A 13,879-nucleotide genomic window follows, 5' to 3' on the forward strand; every position below is an offset into this window, starting at 1 on the left:
ATTCCGGGTGCCGGGCGGGGAGGCCGCCTCAGCGCGCGAGGGTCGCCGGGCTGCCCCCGTTCGCCTCGTACCCCGCCACCGCCAGAGCCCGGTACAGCGCGTAGTCCGCCGCCGGGTCGGGCGTGAGGGTCCAGGGCAGCGCGCCCACGTGGCCGTCGACGTGCACCAGCTGGTGCATGGCCTCCGCCCAGCGCTCGCCGCGGACCAGGAAGAAGACCAGGAGGTGGCGGACGTGCGCGAGCATCGGGTCGTCGGAGCGGGCCGCGTGCACCGCGTAGAGGGCGCCGTGGACGGCCTTCGTCACGACCTCGCTCTGGTAGAAGCTGCGGACCAGGTTCACCTCGGGGAGGTGCTCGAAGACCGCGAAGAGCGGCATGGCGGCCAGCAGAGACCCTTGCGGGGCCCGCGCCGCCGCGGCTTCCGCGAACGAGTACGCCACCTCCCGCGAGCCGTGCCACTTCTCGCACCAGTAGTGCAGGGCCGCGAGGTGCGCTCCCATGTGGGCCGGCGCGCGGTCCAGGATCTTCAGCCAGAGCTTCTCGAACTCCGCCTGGGGGTAGGCGAGTCCGCGGGCCACCGAGAGCTCGATGATGTACGGGATCGGGTCACCGGGGGACAGCAGCGCCGCGTCACCGCACGCCGACCTCGCCTCCTCCATGATGATCCGGAACTCGTCCGTCCCCGGCGTCGACGTACGCCACGCCTGCTGGACCAGGAACTCGGCGTGCACCGCCGCGCCGCCCGCGTCCTTGGGCTGCTCGGCCCGCCACACCCGCAGCCACTGCCCGCCGGGCGTCTCGCTGACCCCGCCGGGGTGCTGCCGCAGCTCCAGCGACGCGGCGCCCGCGAAGGCCTGCACCCGCTGCCAGCGCCGCTCGCCCGCTGTCTCCGTGCCCGCGAGCAGCTGCGAGGCGGAGCGGTAGTCCTGCGTGCGCTGCACCAGGTCCAGCACGTCCAGCAGATCCTGGTCGGCCCCCGGCATGCGGATGTCCAGCTCCTCCTGCAGCAGGAACCCGTAGTTCGCCGGGTCCGCCGCGTCCGGGTCGCCGGGCGAGACCAGCTGTATACCGGCACGCCTGCGCCTGAGAACCGGCAGCAGGACCAGGCTGAACATGGCCAGCGCCATCAGGACCCAGAGAATCTCCATGCCACAAGCGAACCAGACGGGTCCGACAATTGGCGAACCCGGTCGGCTCCGCCCAGAACCGATGCCCAAAGCCGATACCGCGACCGGCGCCCGCGACCGACGTCCGCAACCCGCTCCCGCGCCGCAATCCGCGCCCGCGATCACCGAACAGCTCCGCTCCACCGGGGCGCGACGTCATCAGGTCCGCGAGCGCACTACCCTCGGGACGCATGAGCGACAGGCACATCAGTCAGCACTTCGAGACCCTCGCGATCCACGCGGGCAACACCGCCGATCCCCTCACGGGTGCGGTCGTCCCGCCGATCTACCAGGTCTCGACCTATAAGCAGGACGGCGTGGGCGGGCTCCGCGGCGGCTACGAGTACAGCCGCAGCGCCAACCCGACCAGGACCGCCCTGGAAGAGAACCTCGCCGCCCTTGAGGGCGGTCGCCGCGGCCTCGCGTTCGCGTCCGGACTGGCGGCCGAGGACTGCCTGTTGCGTACGCTGCTCAGCCCCGGCGATCACGTGGTCATCCCCAACGACGCGTACGGCGGCACCTTCCGCCTGTTCGCGAAGGTCGTCTCCAAGTGGGGGGTGGAATGGTCGGTCGCCGACACCAGCGATCCCGCGTCCGTACGGGCCGCCCTCACCCCCAGGACCAAGGCCATCTGGGTGGAGACCCCCTCCAACCCCCTCCTCGGGATCACGGACATCGCCGTCGTCGCGCAGATCGCGCGTGACGCGGGCGCCAGGCTGGTCGTGGACAACACCTTCGCGACCCCCTACCTCCAGCAGCCGCTGGCGCTCGGCGCGGACGTCGTCGTGCACTCGCTGACCAAGTACATGGGCGGGCACTCGGACGTCGTCGGCGGCGCCCTGGTCACCGGGGACCAGGAACTCGGCGAGGAGCTGGCGTACCACCAGAACGCGATGGGCGCGGTCGCCGGGCCCTTCGACTCGTGGCTGGTGCTGCGCGGCGCCAAGACGCTTGCCGTCCGCATGGACCGGCACAGCGAGAACGCCACCAGGGTGGCCGAGATGCTCACCCGGCACGCGCGCGTGACGCGCGTTCTGTACCCGGGTCTCCCGGAGCACCCCGGTCACGAGATCGCCGCCAAGCAGATGAAGGCGTTCGGCGGCATGATCTCCTTCCAGGTCGAGGGCGGCGAGGAGGCGGCCGTCGAGGTCTGCAACCGCGCCAAGGTGTTCACGCTCGGCGAGTCCCTGGGCGGCGTCGAGTCCCTGATCGAGCACCCGGGGCGTATGACGCACGCGTCCGTCGTCGGCTCCGCCCTCGAGGTCCCCGCCGACCTCGTGCGCCTCTCCGTGGGCATCGAGAACGTCGACGACCTGCTTCAGGACCTCCAGCAGGCGCTCGGCTAGAGGAAGCACCGGGTCACCGGCCTGTGGCGAAGGGCCGGGTCACCAGCCCGTCAGCGGTGGAGTCGTCTCCGACGGCGGCTCCACCCAGGGGTGCACCGTCATCGCCCAGACGACGAAGGCGACGGTCGCGGCGAGCAGCAGCAGCCACATCAGGCGGCGGCCCGCCCTCCTGCGGCGCAGAATGCGGGTCCCGCGGCGTACGACGTTCGCGTGCAGGTCGGGCGGTACCTGGGCCGGCGTCTGCTCCAGCATCCGCCGTACGGCCGTCTCCCGCTCGCGCATGCTCATGACCCCACCGCTTTCGCCAGGGCCGGCGCGGGTCCGCGCGGCGGGTGCAGCAGTGTCGCCATCGCGCGGGCGTATATCGCCCGTATCCGCTCCGTGGGGAGCCCGAGCAGGGCAGCCGTCTGCTGTTCGGCGACCCCCTCGTACAGTCTGAGGACCAGGATCAGCCGCTCCTGGGGCGTCAGACGCGCCAGAACGCTGTCCGGTGCCGGGCGGGCCCGGCCGAGCCTGCCGTGCTGGTGCCAGGCGCCGCGCGCGAAGTGGACGGCCAACTGCTGGCGGGCGTGGTCGTACGGGTCCTCGCCGCGCAGCCGGTCCCAGCAGGCGTACGTACGGGCGAGGGACAACGTCAGCAGGCGCCGCGCGCGTGGGTTGGCGCGCGGGGACTCCGCCGTGAGCAGCGTGGCGGCATGCAGCAGCCGCCCTGCCGCGCCCGCGACGAACGCCTCGAACTCCCGGGCCCGGCGGGCGCCTTGGGACGCCTGCCGTTCTCGCACCGCGCCTCCTGCCCGAGGGCGACCCTGACTGGAACGGGACCCCGGCCGCGTACGACAGGTCGCACCACGTACGACAAGGACCCGGTCTCATATGAGGCCAGACGCGGCCTTCCGGTCAAGAGCCCGGCGCACATGCACGCGCGCGTGCCCGGAGCGAACCCGCGGGTAACCGGGTAACGAGGGGGCGGAACGGTCCACGCGCGCGTGGAAGGGGGCTCAGGGCCTGGCTCGACCGCACCGGGGGAGCGATGCCGGAACCTGGGCTCAGCCGTACCAGGGGAGCGACGCCGGCACCGGCTCACGCCTGGCCGGCGACGCCGGACCCGGTCGGGACGGTCAGGAAGCGGGCGACTCGCCCACCGGCACGCCCTGGGCGGCCTGGCGGGCCGAGAGCGCGCTGTTGAAGCGCGTCAGGAGCGTGCAGAACGCCTCGCGCTCCTCCGGTGCCCAGTCGTGGGTCAGCTCGGCCATCAACTGACGCCTGGAGGAGCGCACTTCGTCGAGGCGGGACTGCCCGCGCGGCGACAGCTGAAGCACCACGGCACGCCCGTCCTCGGGGTGCGAGGTGCGCTTGACGAGACCGGTGTCGACCAGCGGGGCAACCTGCCGGGTGACGGTCGAGGAGTCGATCCCCATGCTCGCGGCGAGCGCCTTGACGCCCATCGGGCCTTCCTTGTCCAGGCGGTTGAGCAGCAGGTAGGCGGCGCGGTCCATGGAATTGCGCACCTGCCCCACTCCGCCGAGCCGGGTCTGTTCGGCACGACGCGCGAATACCGCCACCTCGTGCTGAAGCGTGTCGAGTAGACCGGTGTCACCGACAGTCGTCATGTCCATCGACATCTCTGGTGTTGTGGGCATGGCCGGGGGCTCAATTCATGCGTGGGAGCTGGGTTGGGGGACAGGGTACGCGGCCGGGACGCGGGCCGTACCGACGCTGCGTAAACCGGTCTCGGAGGGTGGTCACACCGCGAGCGGACCCGTGTGAACTGCGAGACTGGTGGTCATGAGCTACGGCACGGCTGACTCCTTGCACAGGGTGACTCTCGACGACGTACGCGGCGCGCAGAAGATGCTCACGGGTGTGGCGCGGATGACCGCGATGGAGGGCAGCAGGTACCTGTCCCAGCTGGTGGGAGCGCCGGTGCACCTCAAGTGCGAGAACCTCCAGCGGACCGGTTCCTTCAAGCTGCGCGGCGCGTACGTGCGGATCGCGGGCCTGCTTCCGGAGGAGCGTGCCGCGGGTGTCGTCGCCGCGAGCGCCGGCAACCACGCGCAGGGAGTCGCGCTGGCCTCCGCGCTCCTCGGTGTGCGTTCCACGGTCTTCATGCCCACCGGGGCGCCGCTGCCGAAGGTCGCGGCCACCCGCGACTACGGCGCCGAAGTGAGGCTGCACGGCCAGGTGGTGGACGAGACGCTGGCCGCCGCGCAGGAGTACGCCGAGCGGACCGGGGCCGTGTTCATCCACCCCTTCGACCATCCCGACATCATCGCGGGGCAGGGCACCGTCGGCCTGGAGATCCTGGAACAGTGCCCCGAGGTGCGCACGATCGTCGTCGGGATCGGCGGCGGAGGACTCGCCGCGGGCATCGCGATCGCGGTGAAGGCACTGCGCCCCGACGTGCGGATCGTCGGCGTACAGGCGGCGGGCGCGGCGGCGTACCCACCCTCGCTGGCGGCCGGGCGCCCCCTGTCGCTCGAGAACCCCGCGACGATGGCCGACGGCATCAAGGTCGGCCGGCCGGGCGAGGTGCCGTTCCGGATCATCGGCGACCTGGTGGACGAGATCGTCACGGTGTCCGAAAATCACCTGTCCAGTGCGCTGCTGCTCTGCCTTGAGCGGGCCAAGCTGGTTGTCGAACCGGCGGGCGCGAGCCCCGTCGCGGCGCTGCTGGCCGAGCCGGGCACCTTCGAGGGCCCGGTCGTGGCGCTCCTCTCGGGCGGCAACGTGGACCCGCTGCTGATGCAGCGCATCCTGCGGCACGGCATGGCGGCGAGCGGCCGCTATCTCGCGGTCACCCTGCGTCTGACGGACCGTCCCGGCGCCCTGGCCACACTTCTCGGGGTGTTGTCAGTGGCCGACGCTAACGTCCTCGACGTGAGTCACGTACGGACCGATCCCCGGCTCGGGCTCACAGAGGTGGAGGTCGAGCTGCACCTGGAGACGAAGGGTCCCGTGCACATCGCCGAGCTGAACCGGGCGCTGCGCGAGGCGGGCTACACCGTCATCGAGTGAGGTCCGAGGACAGGTCAGTGAGATCCGAGGACAGGTCTGGGGATTCCGTATCCCCAGGTCAGAGCCATTGTCAGTGCGGGATGGAAAAATCTGTTGAGTGACGCGATACATCGCGTTATGGTGTGTCTCTCGCCACATATCCCACCACAAGTCCGTCCGCTCGGTCGAACGATTTTGCCCGCCGGGCAGGACGGACGAACCGGCGAAAACTAAGCTCTTTTCCATTAATTCGCCAATCACTTGGGGGACCCCACATGCCAGGCGCCATCTATGCCGAAGGCCTGGTGAAGACCTTCGGCGACGTAAGGGCTCTGGACGGCGTCGATCTCGATGTCCCGGAGGGCACCGTGCTGGGCCTGCTGGGGCCCAACGGCGCGGGCAAGACGACCGCGGTCCGCTGTCTGACCACCCTGCTGCGCCCCGACAGCGGCAAGGCGGTCGTCGCGGGTATCGACGTGCTCAAGGACCCCGACGCGGTGCGCCGCCGGGTCGGCCTGTCCGGGCAGTTCGCCGCGGTCGACGAGTATCTGACCGGCCGGGAGAACCTCCAGATGGTCGGTCAGCTCTACCAGATGAGGTCGAAGGCCGCGAAGGTCCGCGCTGAGGAGCTGCTCCAGCAGTTCAACCTCGCGGACGCGGCCGACCGCACCGCGAAGACGTACTCGGGCGGTATGCGCCGCCGGCTCGACCTGGCGGCCGCGCTGGTCGTCTCGCCCCCAGTGATGTTCATGGACGAGCCGACGACCGGCCTCGACCCGCGCAACCGCCAGCAGCTCTGGGAGGTCATCAAGCAGCTCGTCTCCGGCGGCACGACGCTCCTGCTGACCACCCAGTACCTGGAAGAGGCCGACCACCTCGCGCACGACATCTGCGTGGTCGACCACGGCCGCGTCATCGCCCGTGGCACCGCCGACCAGCTCAAGGCCCAGACGGGCGGCGAGCGCGTCGAGGTCGTCGTGCACGAGCGCGAGCACATCGGCACGGCGTCCGAGGTGCTGCGCGGCTTCGGCAAGGGCGAGACCACGGTCCAGGAGCACACCCGCAAGCTCACGGTGCCCGTCTCCGGCGGCGCGAAGCTCCTCGCGGAGGTCATCCGCGAGCTGGACACCCGCGGCATCGAGATCGACGACATCGGCCTGCGCAGGCCGACCCTGGACGACGTCTTCATCTCCCTCACCGGCCACGCGGCCGAGGAGCGGGAAGAGGCCAACGGAGCGGCCGACAGCAAGGGCCGCAAGAAGAAGAAAGAGGACGCCAAGTGAGTGCCGTCACCGACGCCGTGCAGGTCGCGGCGCCCACCAACCCCTTCGGGCAGTCCATCCGGGACTCTCTGGTCGTCGCCAAGCGCAACCTGATCAGGATGTCCCGGATTCCGGAGATGGTGATCTTCGGGCTGATCCAGCCGATCATGTTCGTGGTGCTGTTCAGCTATGTCTTCGGCGGTTCCATGCAGATCGGCGGCAGCACCAGCTCCACCGACTACCGGAACTTCCTGATGGCCGGCATCTTCGCGCAGACCGTCACCTTCGCCACCGCGGGCGCCGGCGCGGGTATCGCCGACGACATGCACAAGGGCCTCATCGACCGCTTCCGCTCACTGCCCATGGCGCGCGGCGCGGTACTGACCGGGCGGACGCTCGCCGACCTGGTGCAGACCGCGCTCACCCTGCTGGTGCTCGCCATCGTGGCCCTGCTGGTCGGCTGGCGGGTCGGGTCGGACGGTGACACCAACGCCGGCAAGGTCCTCGGCGCCTTCGCGCTGCTCCTCCTGTCCGGGTACGCGTTCACCTGGATCGGCGCGCTCATCGGCCTCTCCGTACGCACCCCGGAGGCGGCCACCTCGGGCGGACTGATCTGGCTGTTCCCGGTGACGTTCATCTCGAACGCGTTCGTGGACTCCAGCAACATGACGCCCTGGCTGCGGCACATCGCGGACTGGAACCCCTTCAGTGCCACGGTGCAGGCCTCCCGCGAGCTCTTCGGCAATCCGGGCGTCTCGCAGTCCGACGCCTGGCCCATGCAGCACGCGGTCTGGGCCTCGCTGATCTACTCCGTGGTGATCGTCCTGGTCTTCAGAACACTGGCGGTGCGAAAGTACCGGTCCGCGACGGCGTGATCGGTAGGACGACCTGTACGACGACCTGTATAAGCCGGGCATGACGATGCCCCCGGGAGCGCGGCCGGGGGCATCGTCGGAGTAGTCAGGGGCCGGGTGGTCCTGGTCTCAGCCCTGGTAGGGCACGGACTTGAGGATCTTCACCGAGGCGAGCTTTCCGTTCGGCAGCTCGTACTGGGCGTCCTCGCCGACCTTCTTGCCGCTCACGCCGGAGCCCAGCGGGGACTGCGGCGAGTACGTCTCGATGTCGGCGCTCGCGTACTCCCGCGAGGCCAGCAGGAAGTCCAGGGTGTCGTCCTCGTCGCCGTCGAAGGCGATGGTGACGACCATGCCGGGCGCGACCACACCGTCCGCCGCGGGGGCCTCGCCGACCTTGGCCTTCTCCAGGAGCTGGGTCAGCTGGCGCACACGGAGCTCCTGCTTGCCCTGTTCCTCCTTGGCCGCGTGGTACCCGCCGTTCTCGCGCAGGTCGCCCTCCTCGCGCGCCGCCGCGATCTTGGTGGCGATCTCCGTGCGCGCGGGACCAGACAAATAGTCCAGCTCAGCCTTGAGCTGGTTGTACGCCTCCTGGGTCAGCCAGGTGACGTTCTCGCTGGTCTGGGTCACAGGTGCTCCTCGTAGGTACTGGGAATACAAAGCATCGCCCTACCCAGAAGAATGAGCCTTCACGGGCGGGCGAAACCACGAGCCTAACAATTCAGCGGCTGAAGGGGGAGGACATAAGACGTCAGAATTCCGTCAGCGCAGGTCAGCACGTAAGTGCCGGGGGGACGTCAGTCGTCGTAGCAGCCGAGCAGCTCCGCCGTGGTGCCCTTGGCCGTCGTACGCAGCGTGAGGACCTTGTCGACGCGGGAGGCGTTCTGGTCGAAGCGGAAGTCCGCGCGGCCCACCTCGGCCCCGTTCGCGGCCTGTGAGCGCAGGGTGCAGTAGCCGTGGGCGTCCGCGTCCTTGTGCACCTCCAGGTGCACTTCGACCTCGTTGTCCGAGGCGCTGAAGGTGATCACCTGGGCGCTGATCCTGGTCCCGCTGATCTGGTCGTATCCGAACCAGCCGATGAGCGCGAGCAGGATCACACCCAGCGCGATGCCGACGACCTTGAGTTTCCGGTCGGAGCCCTCGTCCGCTGAGCGGCCGTACCGGCCCTCGGGCAGCTGGGTGCTCGCCGTACTCATGGTCGTCCTCTCGGCAGGGGCGGCGGCGTGGGTCCGGGGGAGCCCAGGGGCCGGGCCCCGGAATTATTCGCCCCCCGGTTCCGTCACTATAGAAGCCGCCCATCAAGCTGATTCACGCCGGGCGCCGATTGCCGACTTGCTCACTTGTCCACTTGCCGACCGGCCGACTTACTGAGGATCGAGTCTTGACTGACCAGCTGCGACTGATGGCCGTGCACGCCCACCCCGACGACGAGTCGAGCAAGGGCGCGGCCACCATGGCGAAGTACGTGTCCGAGGGGGTGGACGTGCTGGTGGTGACCTGCACGGGCGGGGAGCGCGGCTCCATCCTCAATCCGAAGCTCCAGGGCGACAAGTACCTCGAGGAGCACATCCACGAGGTACGCAAGAAGGAGATGGACGAGGCCCGCGAGATCCTCGGCGTCAAGCAGGAGTGGCTGGGCTTCGTCGACTCCGGCCTGCCCGAGGGCGACCCGCTGCCGCCGCTTCCCGAGGGCTGTTTCGCGCTCGAGGACGTCGACAAGGCCGCCGGCGAGCTGGTGAGGCAGATCCGCTCCTTCCGTCCGCAGGTGATCACCACCTACGACGAGAACGGCGGTTATCCGCACCCCGACCACATCATGACCCACAAGATCTCGATGGTGGCGTTCGAGTCGGCGGCGGACACCGAGAAGTACCCGGAGTCGGAGTTCGGCCCGGCGTTCCAGCCGCGGAAGCTCTACTACAACCAGGGCTTCAACCGCGCCCGTACCGAGGCGCTGCACAACGCGCTGCTCGAGCGTGGCATGGAGTCGCCGTACGGGGACTGGCTGAAGCGGTGGTCGGAGTTCGAGCGCACGGAGCGCACGCTGACCACGCACGTTCCGTGTGCGGAGTTCTACGAGATCCGCGACAAGGCGCTGATCGCGCACGCCACGCAGATCGACCCCGACGGCGGCTGGTTCAAGGTTCCGCTGGACCTCCAGAAGGAGGTCTGGCCGACCGAGGAGTACGAGCTCGTGAAGTCCCTCGTCGATACCTCCCTCCCCGAGGACGACCTCTTTGCGGGCATCCGCGACAATGCCTGACATGAGCGCAAGCCTGGCACTGACGCACCTCGTCCCCCTCGCCAAGGAGGTCGACGAGAACAAGGTCACCCCCGGCGTCCTCGGCTTCATCGTGTTCGCGGTGATGGCCCTGGCGGTGTGGGGGCTGATGAAGTCGATGAACAAGCACATGGGGAAGGTCAACGAGAACTTCGAGGCGGCGGCCTCCGGCAAGGGGCGCGGGGGTGACACCGGAAAGGCGTCCGGCGGCCCGGACGCCTCCACCGGGGAGCCCTCGCTCGCGAAGTCCTCACCCGCGGAGACCTCCTCGGCCAAGGCCGAACAGGGCTGACGCCCGCGCGAGGGCGGGCGCAGGCGGAACCGGTCCGGTCCGTACGGCGGGGTCCCGCCGTACGGGGGTACGAGGGCGCCGAGCGACGGCTGCGACTGCCGGTGCCCGGCTCGGCTGACGTACGACAGCGGCACCTGAGCCCTGCCCCGGCTTGGGTGCCTCCCCGCGTGAGTGGGTGGCGTACGACAGCGGAAGCCGACCGCCTGCCGGCGTAGGAAGTCGGTGCGGTGGCACGGGGCACGGAGCTGTATGTCCCGGGCCGCACCGGAGCGGCGCGGCGCCGGGCTGCAACGCCCGGCCGCACGGGAGCGTTTGCGTACGGGCCCCGCAGGCTGCCCGTTCGTCGAGACCCCCGTCCGTCGCGCGGGGGGCTGTCCACCTCCGTCCGCACGGGCCGTCCGCCCGTGACACACGGGTTTCTCCACCCCCGCCGATCCGGGGTGTCACTCCCGCCCCGCTCGAACCTCCACCCCCATCACATCCCGCGCGTGCCGCTTCGGCACCATCTGCAGGCGCCAGGCCTGCCAGCCGGTTTCCAGGCTCACTCCGCGTTCCAGCAAGAGCTGGTAGGCCTCGACGTAGTCGTCGAGTTTGGTGTCTCGGGTGGCGTGGCCGGTGCGGGAGAGGCGGCTCAGTTCCTCCTGGGCGACGGCGGTGCCGATCTCGGAGCCGCCGGGGGCGGCGTAGGGGAGCAGGGTGCAGCGCAGGAAGCGGGCCCAGTCCTCGCCACGGCGGTCGCCGTACGAGGTGAAGAGGGCGATCGCCTCGTCGCAGAGCTTCAGGGCCTGCTGCGTACGGGCGTTGCCGCCGTCGACGACGGCCAGTTCGAGGCAGGTCCACGCCTCCCCGTGGGCGACGCCGATGCGCTGGAAGTCGGCGCGGGCATCGACGAGGAGCTGGCGGGCGAAGCCCGAGTTGCGCAACGAGCCGGTCTGGCCCGCCCGTTGGTCGCGGGTGACGCGGGCCGAGTGGTGTCGGGCGCAGGCCAGCCCGTACACGTCCCGCATGCGGGAGAACATCGTGCGGGAGCGTTCCAGTTCGCGGACCGCCTGGTCCAGGCTGCCGGTCTCCTCCAGGGCCTGGCCCAGGTAGTACAGCGTCCAGGCCTCGCCCCGCGCGTCCTCGTTGTCGCGGTGCCGGGAGGCCGCCTGGCGCAGTCCGTCGACCGCGGGGGACGGGTCGCCGGCGACGAGCCGGGCGCGGGCCAACTGGGTCAGCGCCCAGGCCTCGCCGCGGGGATCGCGCGTCCGGCCGTACAGTGCGAGCGCCTCGCGCAGCTCGCGTTCCGCGCGCGGAACGTCGCCCATCCGCAGGCCCAGCTGGCCCAGGTGGAAGTGCGCCCACGCCTCGCCGTGCACGGACTCGCTCTCGCGGTGCAGGACCAGGGCCTGGGTGAGCAGGTCCAGGGCCACGGCGAGGCGGGAGCGGTCGCGCTCCACGCCGGCCAGCGCGTGCATGGTCCAGGCGCGGTCTCCGGCCAGTTCGGGCGCGGCCTGGAGGTCGATGGCCTCCTGGAGCTTCGCCGCGGCCTCGATGAGGTTGCCCTGGTGGTGCAGGGTGATGCCGAGGGAGCACAGGGCCAGGGCGGCGCCCGCGTCGTGATGGGCCTCGAGGTAGAGGTCGACCACCGAGGACAGTGTCGTACGGGCCTTGTCCAGTTCACCGAGCTGGCGGGCCGCGATGCCCGTACGCCACTGGACCGAGCGGACCAGCAGGCCCTGGTCGACGGCCTGCGTCAACTCGCTGATCTCGCCCAGGCGGTAGAGGTCGCCACGCAGCAGGCAGTAGTCGCAGAGGGCTCCCAGAAGATGGAGCACGGCCGCCTGGTCCACGCCCTCCGCGTGCCGCAGGGTCGCCGTGATGAAGCTCGACTCGTCGTCCAGCCAGCGCAGGGCCGCGTCGAGGGAGGTGAAGCCGTGCGGGCCGAACTGGTCGGCCCGCGTGGACGTCTTGCCGTCGACCAGGCGGATCACCGAGTCCGCCAGCTCCGCGTAGTTCACGATCAGGCGTTCCTGCGCCGCCGTACGCTCGGACGGTTCCTCCTCGTCCAGGAGGCGGGCCTGCGCGAAGGCGCGGACGAGGTCGTGCAGGCGGTAGCGGCTGCCGCGGACGTGGTCGACGAGGCCGGCCCGGGACAGCGCGGTCAGGTGCCGGGTGGCCTCCGGCTCGTCCGTGGCGAGGAGTGAGGCCGCCGCGACCGCGCCCAGGGAGGCGCGGCCCGCGAGAGCCAGTCGGCGCAGCAGCCGGCGTGCCGTGTCCGTCTGGTCCCTGTAGCGCAGCCACAGGGCCCGCTCGACCGGATCGACGGGGCCGTACGCCTCCAGATCCGAGGCGAGTTGGCGGGGGGTCCGGGGGCCGAGCGAGGAACCCGCGATGTGCAGGGCGAGCGGCAGACCGCCGCACAACTCCCGTACGCGGTCGGAGGATTCGGCGTCGTACGGGCTCGACCTGTCCTGCGCCACCGCGTTCAGCAGCTCCTCGGCGCCGCCGGCCTCCAGCGCCTCGACCGGGAGCTGGTGCACCCAGGCGGCGAGGTCGGCGGGCAGGTCGAGGGGCTTGCGTGCGGTGACCAGGACCAGGCTGTCGGAGCGCTCGGGGACCAGGACGCGCACCTGTTCGGCGTCGCTCGCGTCGTCCAGCACGATCGTTACCGGCAGGCCCGTCAGGTGCTGGTGGTACAGCTCGCTCAGCCGCCTGACCTGCTGGTCCTGCTGATCCCCGGAGGGGCGCTCCCGGAAGAGGAGCTGTTCGCGCGGTGCGCCGAGACGGTTCAGCAGATGCAGCAGCGCGTCCCGGGTGGTGAGCGGCGGCTCCTCGGGGCTGTCGCCGCGCAGGTCCACCACGCAGGCGCCGCGGAACTGGTCCTTGAGGGAGTGCGTCGCCCGGATCGCGAGCGTGCTGCGGCCGGAGCCGGGCGCGCCGTACAGCACCACCACCGTCGGCTTCGTCTCGGTGCTCGCGCGGGCCGCGTGCACCCACTGGGCGATCCGTGACATCTCGGCACGGCGACCGGTGAACGGGCTTTCCGGGTCCGGAAGTTGACCGAAGGAGTGCTCCAGGACACTGCGCCGCCGGGCCGCCGCGCTCTTGTCGGTGCGGCGCAGCTGGGGCGCACCCTGCTTGGCGCCGGTGGCCGCGCTGAGCAGGCGCTGCTGGTCGAGAAAGGGCCGGATACCGCGTACTTCCAGGGCTGTCAGCCACTGGAGGCGGAGCTGTTCGGCACCGCCAGGCTGTCCCAGCGCCCCGGCCCGGCGGCTCGCCGCCGGCAGATGCGAGGCCGTCACCTTGACCACGGTGGCCGCCGCGCCGACCACCGCCACCGTCGCGCCCGCGCCGAGTGCGGTCCCCGCGCCCGTGCCGAGCGCGAGGTCCGCCACGACCGCCGCGACCGCGGCAACCACCGCGACCAGCATGGGAGTTCCGGCACCCTCTTGGGCGTAGCGCTGCCCGAACGAGAGCCGTCCCGCCTCCGCCTCGTCGAGCGCTCCCGTGTACGCCCCGTACTCCTCGGCGGCCGCTCCACCCATCGCTTCGAGCGCGCCCCGGGCCCGCGAGAGCAGCACGCTCCCGTCGGTGCGTCCCCCCGACCGCCGTACTTCTTCCTCCACGGCCCGGACCAACAGCCGCTCGGCGTCCGCCCGATGGCTGTCCCGCATGTCAGGTCCCCCTCCGGCGGCAACATCTGTCA

The 13,879-nt window shown here is 70.8% G+C and carries 13 protein-coding genes; 6 read left to right on the plus strand and 7 right to left on the minus strand.

Features of this window, described 5'->3' with window-relative positions; all coding sequences use genetic code 11:
- Positions 1-28: 28 nt before the first annotated feature.
- Positions 29-1,147 carry a hypothetical protein gene (locus ACIBLC_RS32730; protein ID WP_399214972.1) on the minus strand — a complete coding sequence of 373 codons (1,119 nt, stop codon included), beginning with the start codon at positions 1,145-1,147 and terminating at the stop codon, positions 29-31.
- Between the two features lie 209 nt (positions 1,148-1,356).
- Between ACIBLC_RS32730 and ACIBLC_RS32735 the strand changes: the two genes are divergently transcribed.
- Complete coding sequence (locus tag ACIBLC_RS32735) at positions 1,357-2,511, plus strand: cystathionine gamma-synthase (RefSeq protein ID WP_399214973.1); 1,155 nt, start codon at positions 1,357-1,359, stop codon at positions 2,509-2,511.
- 39 nt (positions 2,512-2,550) lie between these two features.
- On the opposite strand, the gene ACIBLC_RS32740 is transcribed toward ACIBLC_RS32735, so the two are convergent.
- The 3 genes from ACIBLC_RS32740 to ACIBLC_RS32750 all read right to left on the minus strand — a co-directional run bounded on the left by ACIBLC_RS32740 (position 2,551) and on the right by ACIBLC_RS32750 (position 4,133).
- Positions 2,551-2,799 carry a hypothetical protein gene (locus ACIBLC_RS32740; RefSeq protein WP_399214974.1) on the minus strand — a complete coding sequence of 83 codons (249 nt, stop codon included), beginning with the start codon at positions 2,797-2,799 and terminating at the stop codon, positions 2,551-2,553.
- Positions 2,796-3,293, minus strand: coding sequence for a sigma factor-like helix-turn-helix DNA-binding protein (locus ACIBLC_RS32745; protein WP_399214975.1), 498 nt, complete (start codon positions 3,291-3,293; stop codon positions 2,796-2,798). The genes ACIBLC_RS32740 and ACIBLC_RS32745 overlap by 4 nt, the downstream gene beginning before the upstream one ends.
- A gap of 336 nt (positions 3,294-3,629) precedes the next feature.
- Entirely contained in the window at positions 3,630-4,133 is a 504-nt protein-coding gene (locus ACIBLC_RS32750; RefSeq protein WP_399215070.1) for a MarR family winged helix-turn-helix transcriptional regulator, read from the minus strand.
- Between the two features lie 163 nt (positions 4,134-4,296).
- On the opposite strand from ACIBLC_RS32750, the gene ilvA reads away from it, so the two are divergent.
- The 3 genes from ilvA (at position 4,297) to ACIBLC_RS32765 (ending at position 7,642) form a co-directional block, all read left to right on the plus strand.
- A complete protein-coding gene (gene ilvA / locus ACIBLC_RS32755; RefSeq protein ID WP_399214976.1) occupies positions 4,297-5,526 on the plus strand; it encodes a threonine ammonia-lyase in 1,230 nt (409 codons plus the stop codon).
- A gap of 254 nt (positions 5,527-5,780) precedes the next feature.
- Entirely contained in the window at positions 5,781-6,788 is a 1,008-nt protein-coding gene (locus ACIBLC_RS32760; protein WP_399214977.1) for an ATP-binding cassette domain-containing protein, read from the plus strand.
- Positions 6,785-7,642 (plus strand): ABC transporter permease, encoded by an 858-nt coding sequence (locus ACIBLC_RS32765; RefSeq protein ID WP_399214978.1) that lies wholly within the window; start codon positions 6,785-6,787, stop codon positions 7,640-7,642. Before ACIBLC_RS32760 ends, ACIBLC_RS32765 begins: the two co-directional genes overlap by 4 nt.
- Positions 7,643-7,750: 108 nt before the next feature.
- Here ACIBLC_RS32765 and greA read toward each other — a convergent pair whose 3' ends face one another.
- Complete coding sequence (greA, locus tag ACIBLC_RS32770) at positions 7,751-8,248, minus strand: transcription elongation factor GreA (protein ID WP_399214979.1); 498 nt, start codon at positions 8,246-8,248, stop codon at positions 7,751-7,753.
- Between the two features lie 167 nt (positions 8,249-8,415).
- Positions 8,416-8,814 carry a DUF4307 domain-containing protein gene (locus ACIBLC_RS32775; protein ID WP_399214980.1) on the minus strand — a complete coding sequence of 133 codons (399 nt, stop codon included), beginning with the start codon at positions 8,812-8,814 and terminating at the stop codon, positions 8,416-8,418.
- A 206-nt stretch (positions 8,815-9,020) separates the two neighbouring features.
- Between ACIBLC_RS32775 and mca the strand changes: the two genes are divergently transcribed.
- Both mca and ACIBLC_RS32785 read left to right on the plus strand, forming a co-directional pair.
- Positions 9,021-9,881, plus strand: a complete 861-nt coding sequence (mca, locus tag ACIBLC_RS32780; RefSeq protein ID WP_399215071.1) for a mycothiol conjugate amidase Mca — start codon at positions 9,021-9,023, stop codon at positions 9,879-9,881.
- A gap of 1 nt (position 9,882) precedes the next feature.
- A complete protein-coding gene (locus ACIBLC_RS32785) occupies positions 9,883-10,191 on the plus strand; it encodes a hypothetical protein (RefSeq protein WP_399214981.1) in 309 nt (102 codons plus the stop codon).
- A gap of 443 nt (positions 10,192-10,634) precedes the next feature.
- Here ACIBLC_RS32785 and ACIBLC_RS32790 read toward each other — a convergent pair whose 3' ends face one another.
- Entirely contained in the window at positions 10,635-13,847 is a 3,213-nt protein-coding gene (locus tag ACIBLC_RS32790) for a tetratricopeptide repeat protein (RefSeq protein ID WP_399214982.1), read from the minus strand.
- Between the last annotated feature and the right edge of the window lie 32 nt (positions 13,848-13,879).

Origin of the sequence: Streptomyces sp. NPDC050535 (genome assembly GCF_044457665.1) — a bacterium.
Classification (GTDB): Bacteria; Actinomycetota; Actinomycetes; order Streptomycetales; family Streptomycetaceae; genus Streptomyces.

Bases quoted from the DNA above. Each gene is read 5' to 3' on its own strand.
- ACIBLC_RS32760 (WP_399214977.1), top strand. From the start codon at position 5,781: ATGCCAGGCGCCATCTATGCCGAAGGCCTGGTGAAGACCTTCGGCGAC.
- ACIBLC_RS32785 (WP_399214981.1), top strand. From the start codon at position 9,883: ATGAGCGCAAGCCTGGCACTGACGCACCTCGTCCCCCTCGCCAAGGAG.
- ACIBLC_RS32730 (WP_399214972.1), bottom strand. From the start codon at position 1,147: ATGGAGATTCTCTGGGTCCTGATGGCGCTGGCCATGTTCAGCCTGGTC.
- ACIBLC_RS32750 (WP_399215070.1), bottom strand. From the start codon at position 4,133: ATGTCGATGGACATGACGACTGTCGGTGACACCGGTCTACTCGACACG.
- ACIBLC_RS32790 (WP_399214982.1), bottom strand. From the start codon at position 13,847: ATGCGGGACAGCCATCGGGCGGACGCCGAGCGGCTGTTGGTCCGGGCC.
- ACIBLC_RS32740 (WP_399214974.1), bottom strand. From the start codon at position 2,799: ATGAGCATGCGCGAGCGGGAGACGGCCGTACGGCGGATGCTGGAGCAG.
- ACIBLC_RS32735 (WP_399214973.1), top strand. From the start codon at position 1,357: ATGAGCGACAGGCACATCAGTCAGCACTTCGAGACCCTCGCGATCCAC.
- ilvA (WP_399214976.1), top strand. From the start codon at position 4,297: ATGAGCTACGGCACGGCTGACTCCTTGCACAGGGTGACTCTCGACGAC.
- mca (WP_399215071.1), top strand. From the start codon at position 9,021: ATGGCCGTGCACGCCCACCCCGACGACGAGTCGAGCAAGGGCGCGGCC.
- ACIBLC_RS32775 (WP_399214980.1), bottom strand. From the start codon at position 8,814: ATGAGTACGGCGAGCACCCAGCTGCCCGAGGGCCGGTACGGCCGCTCA.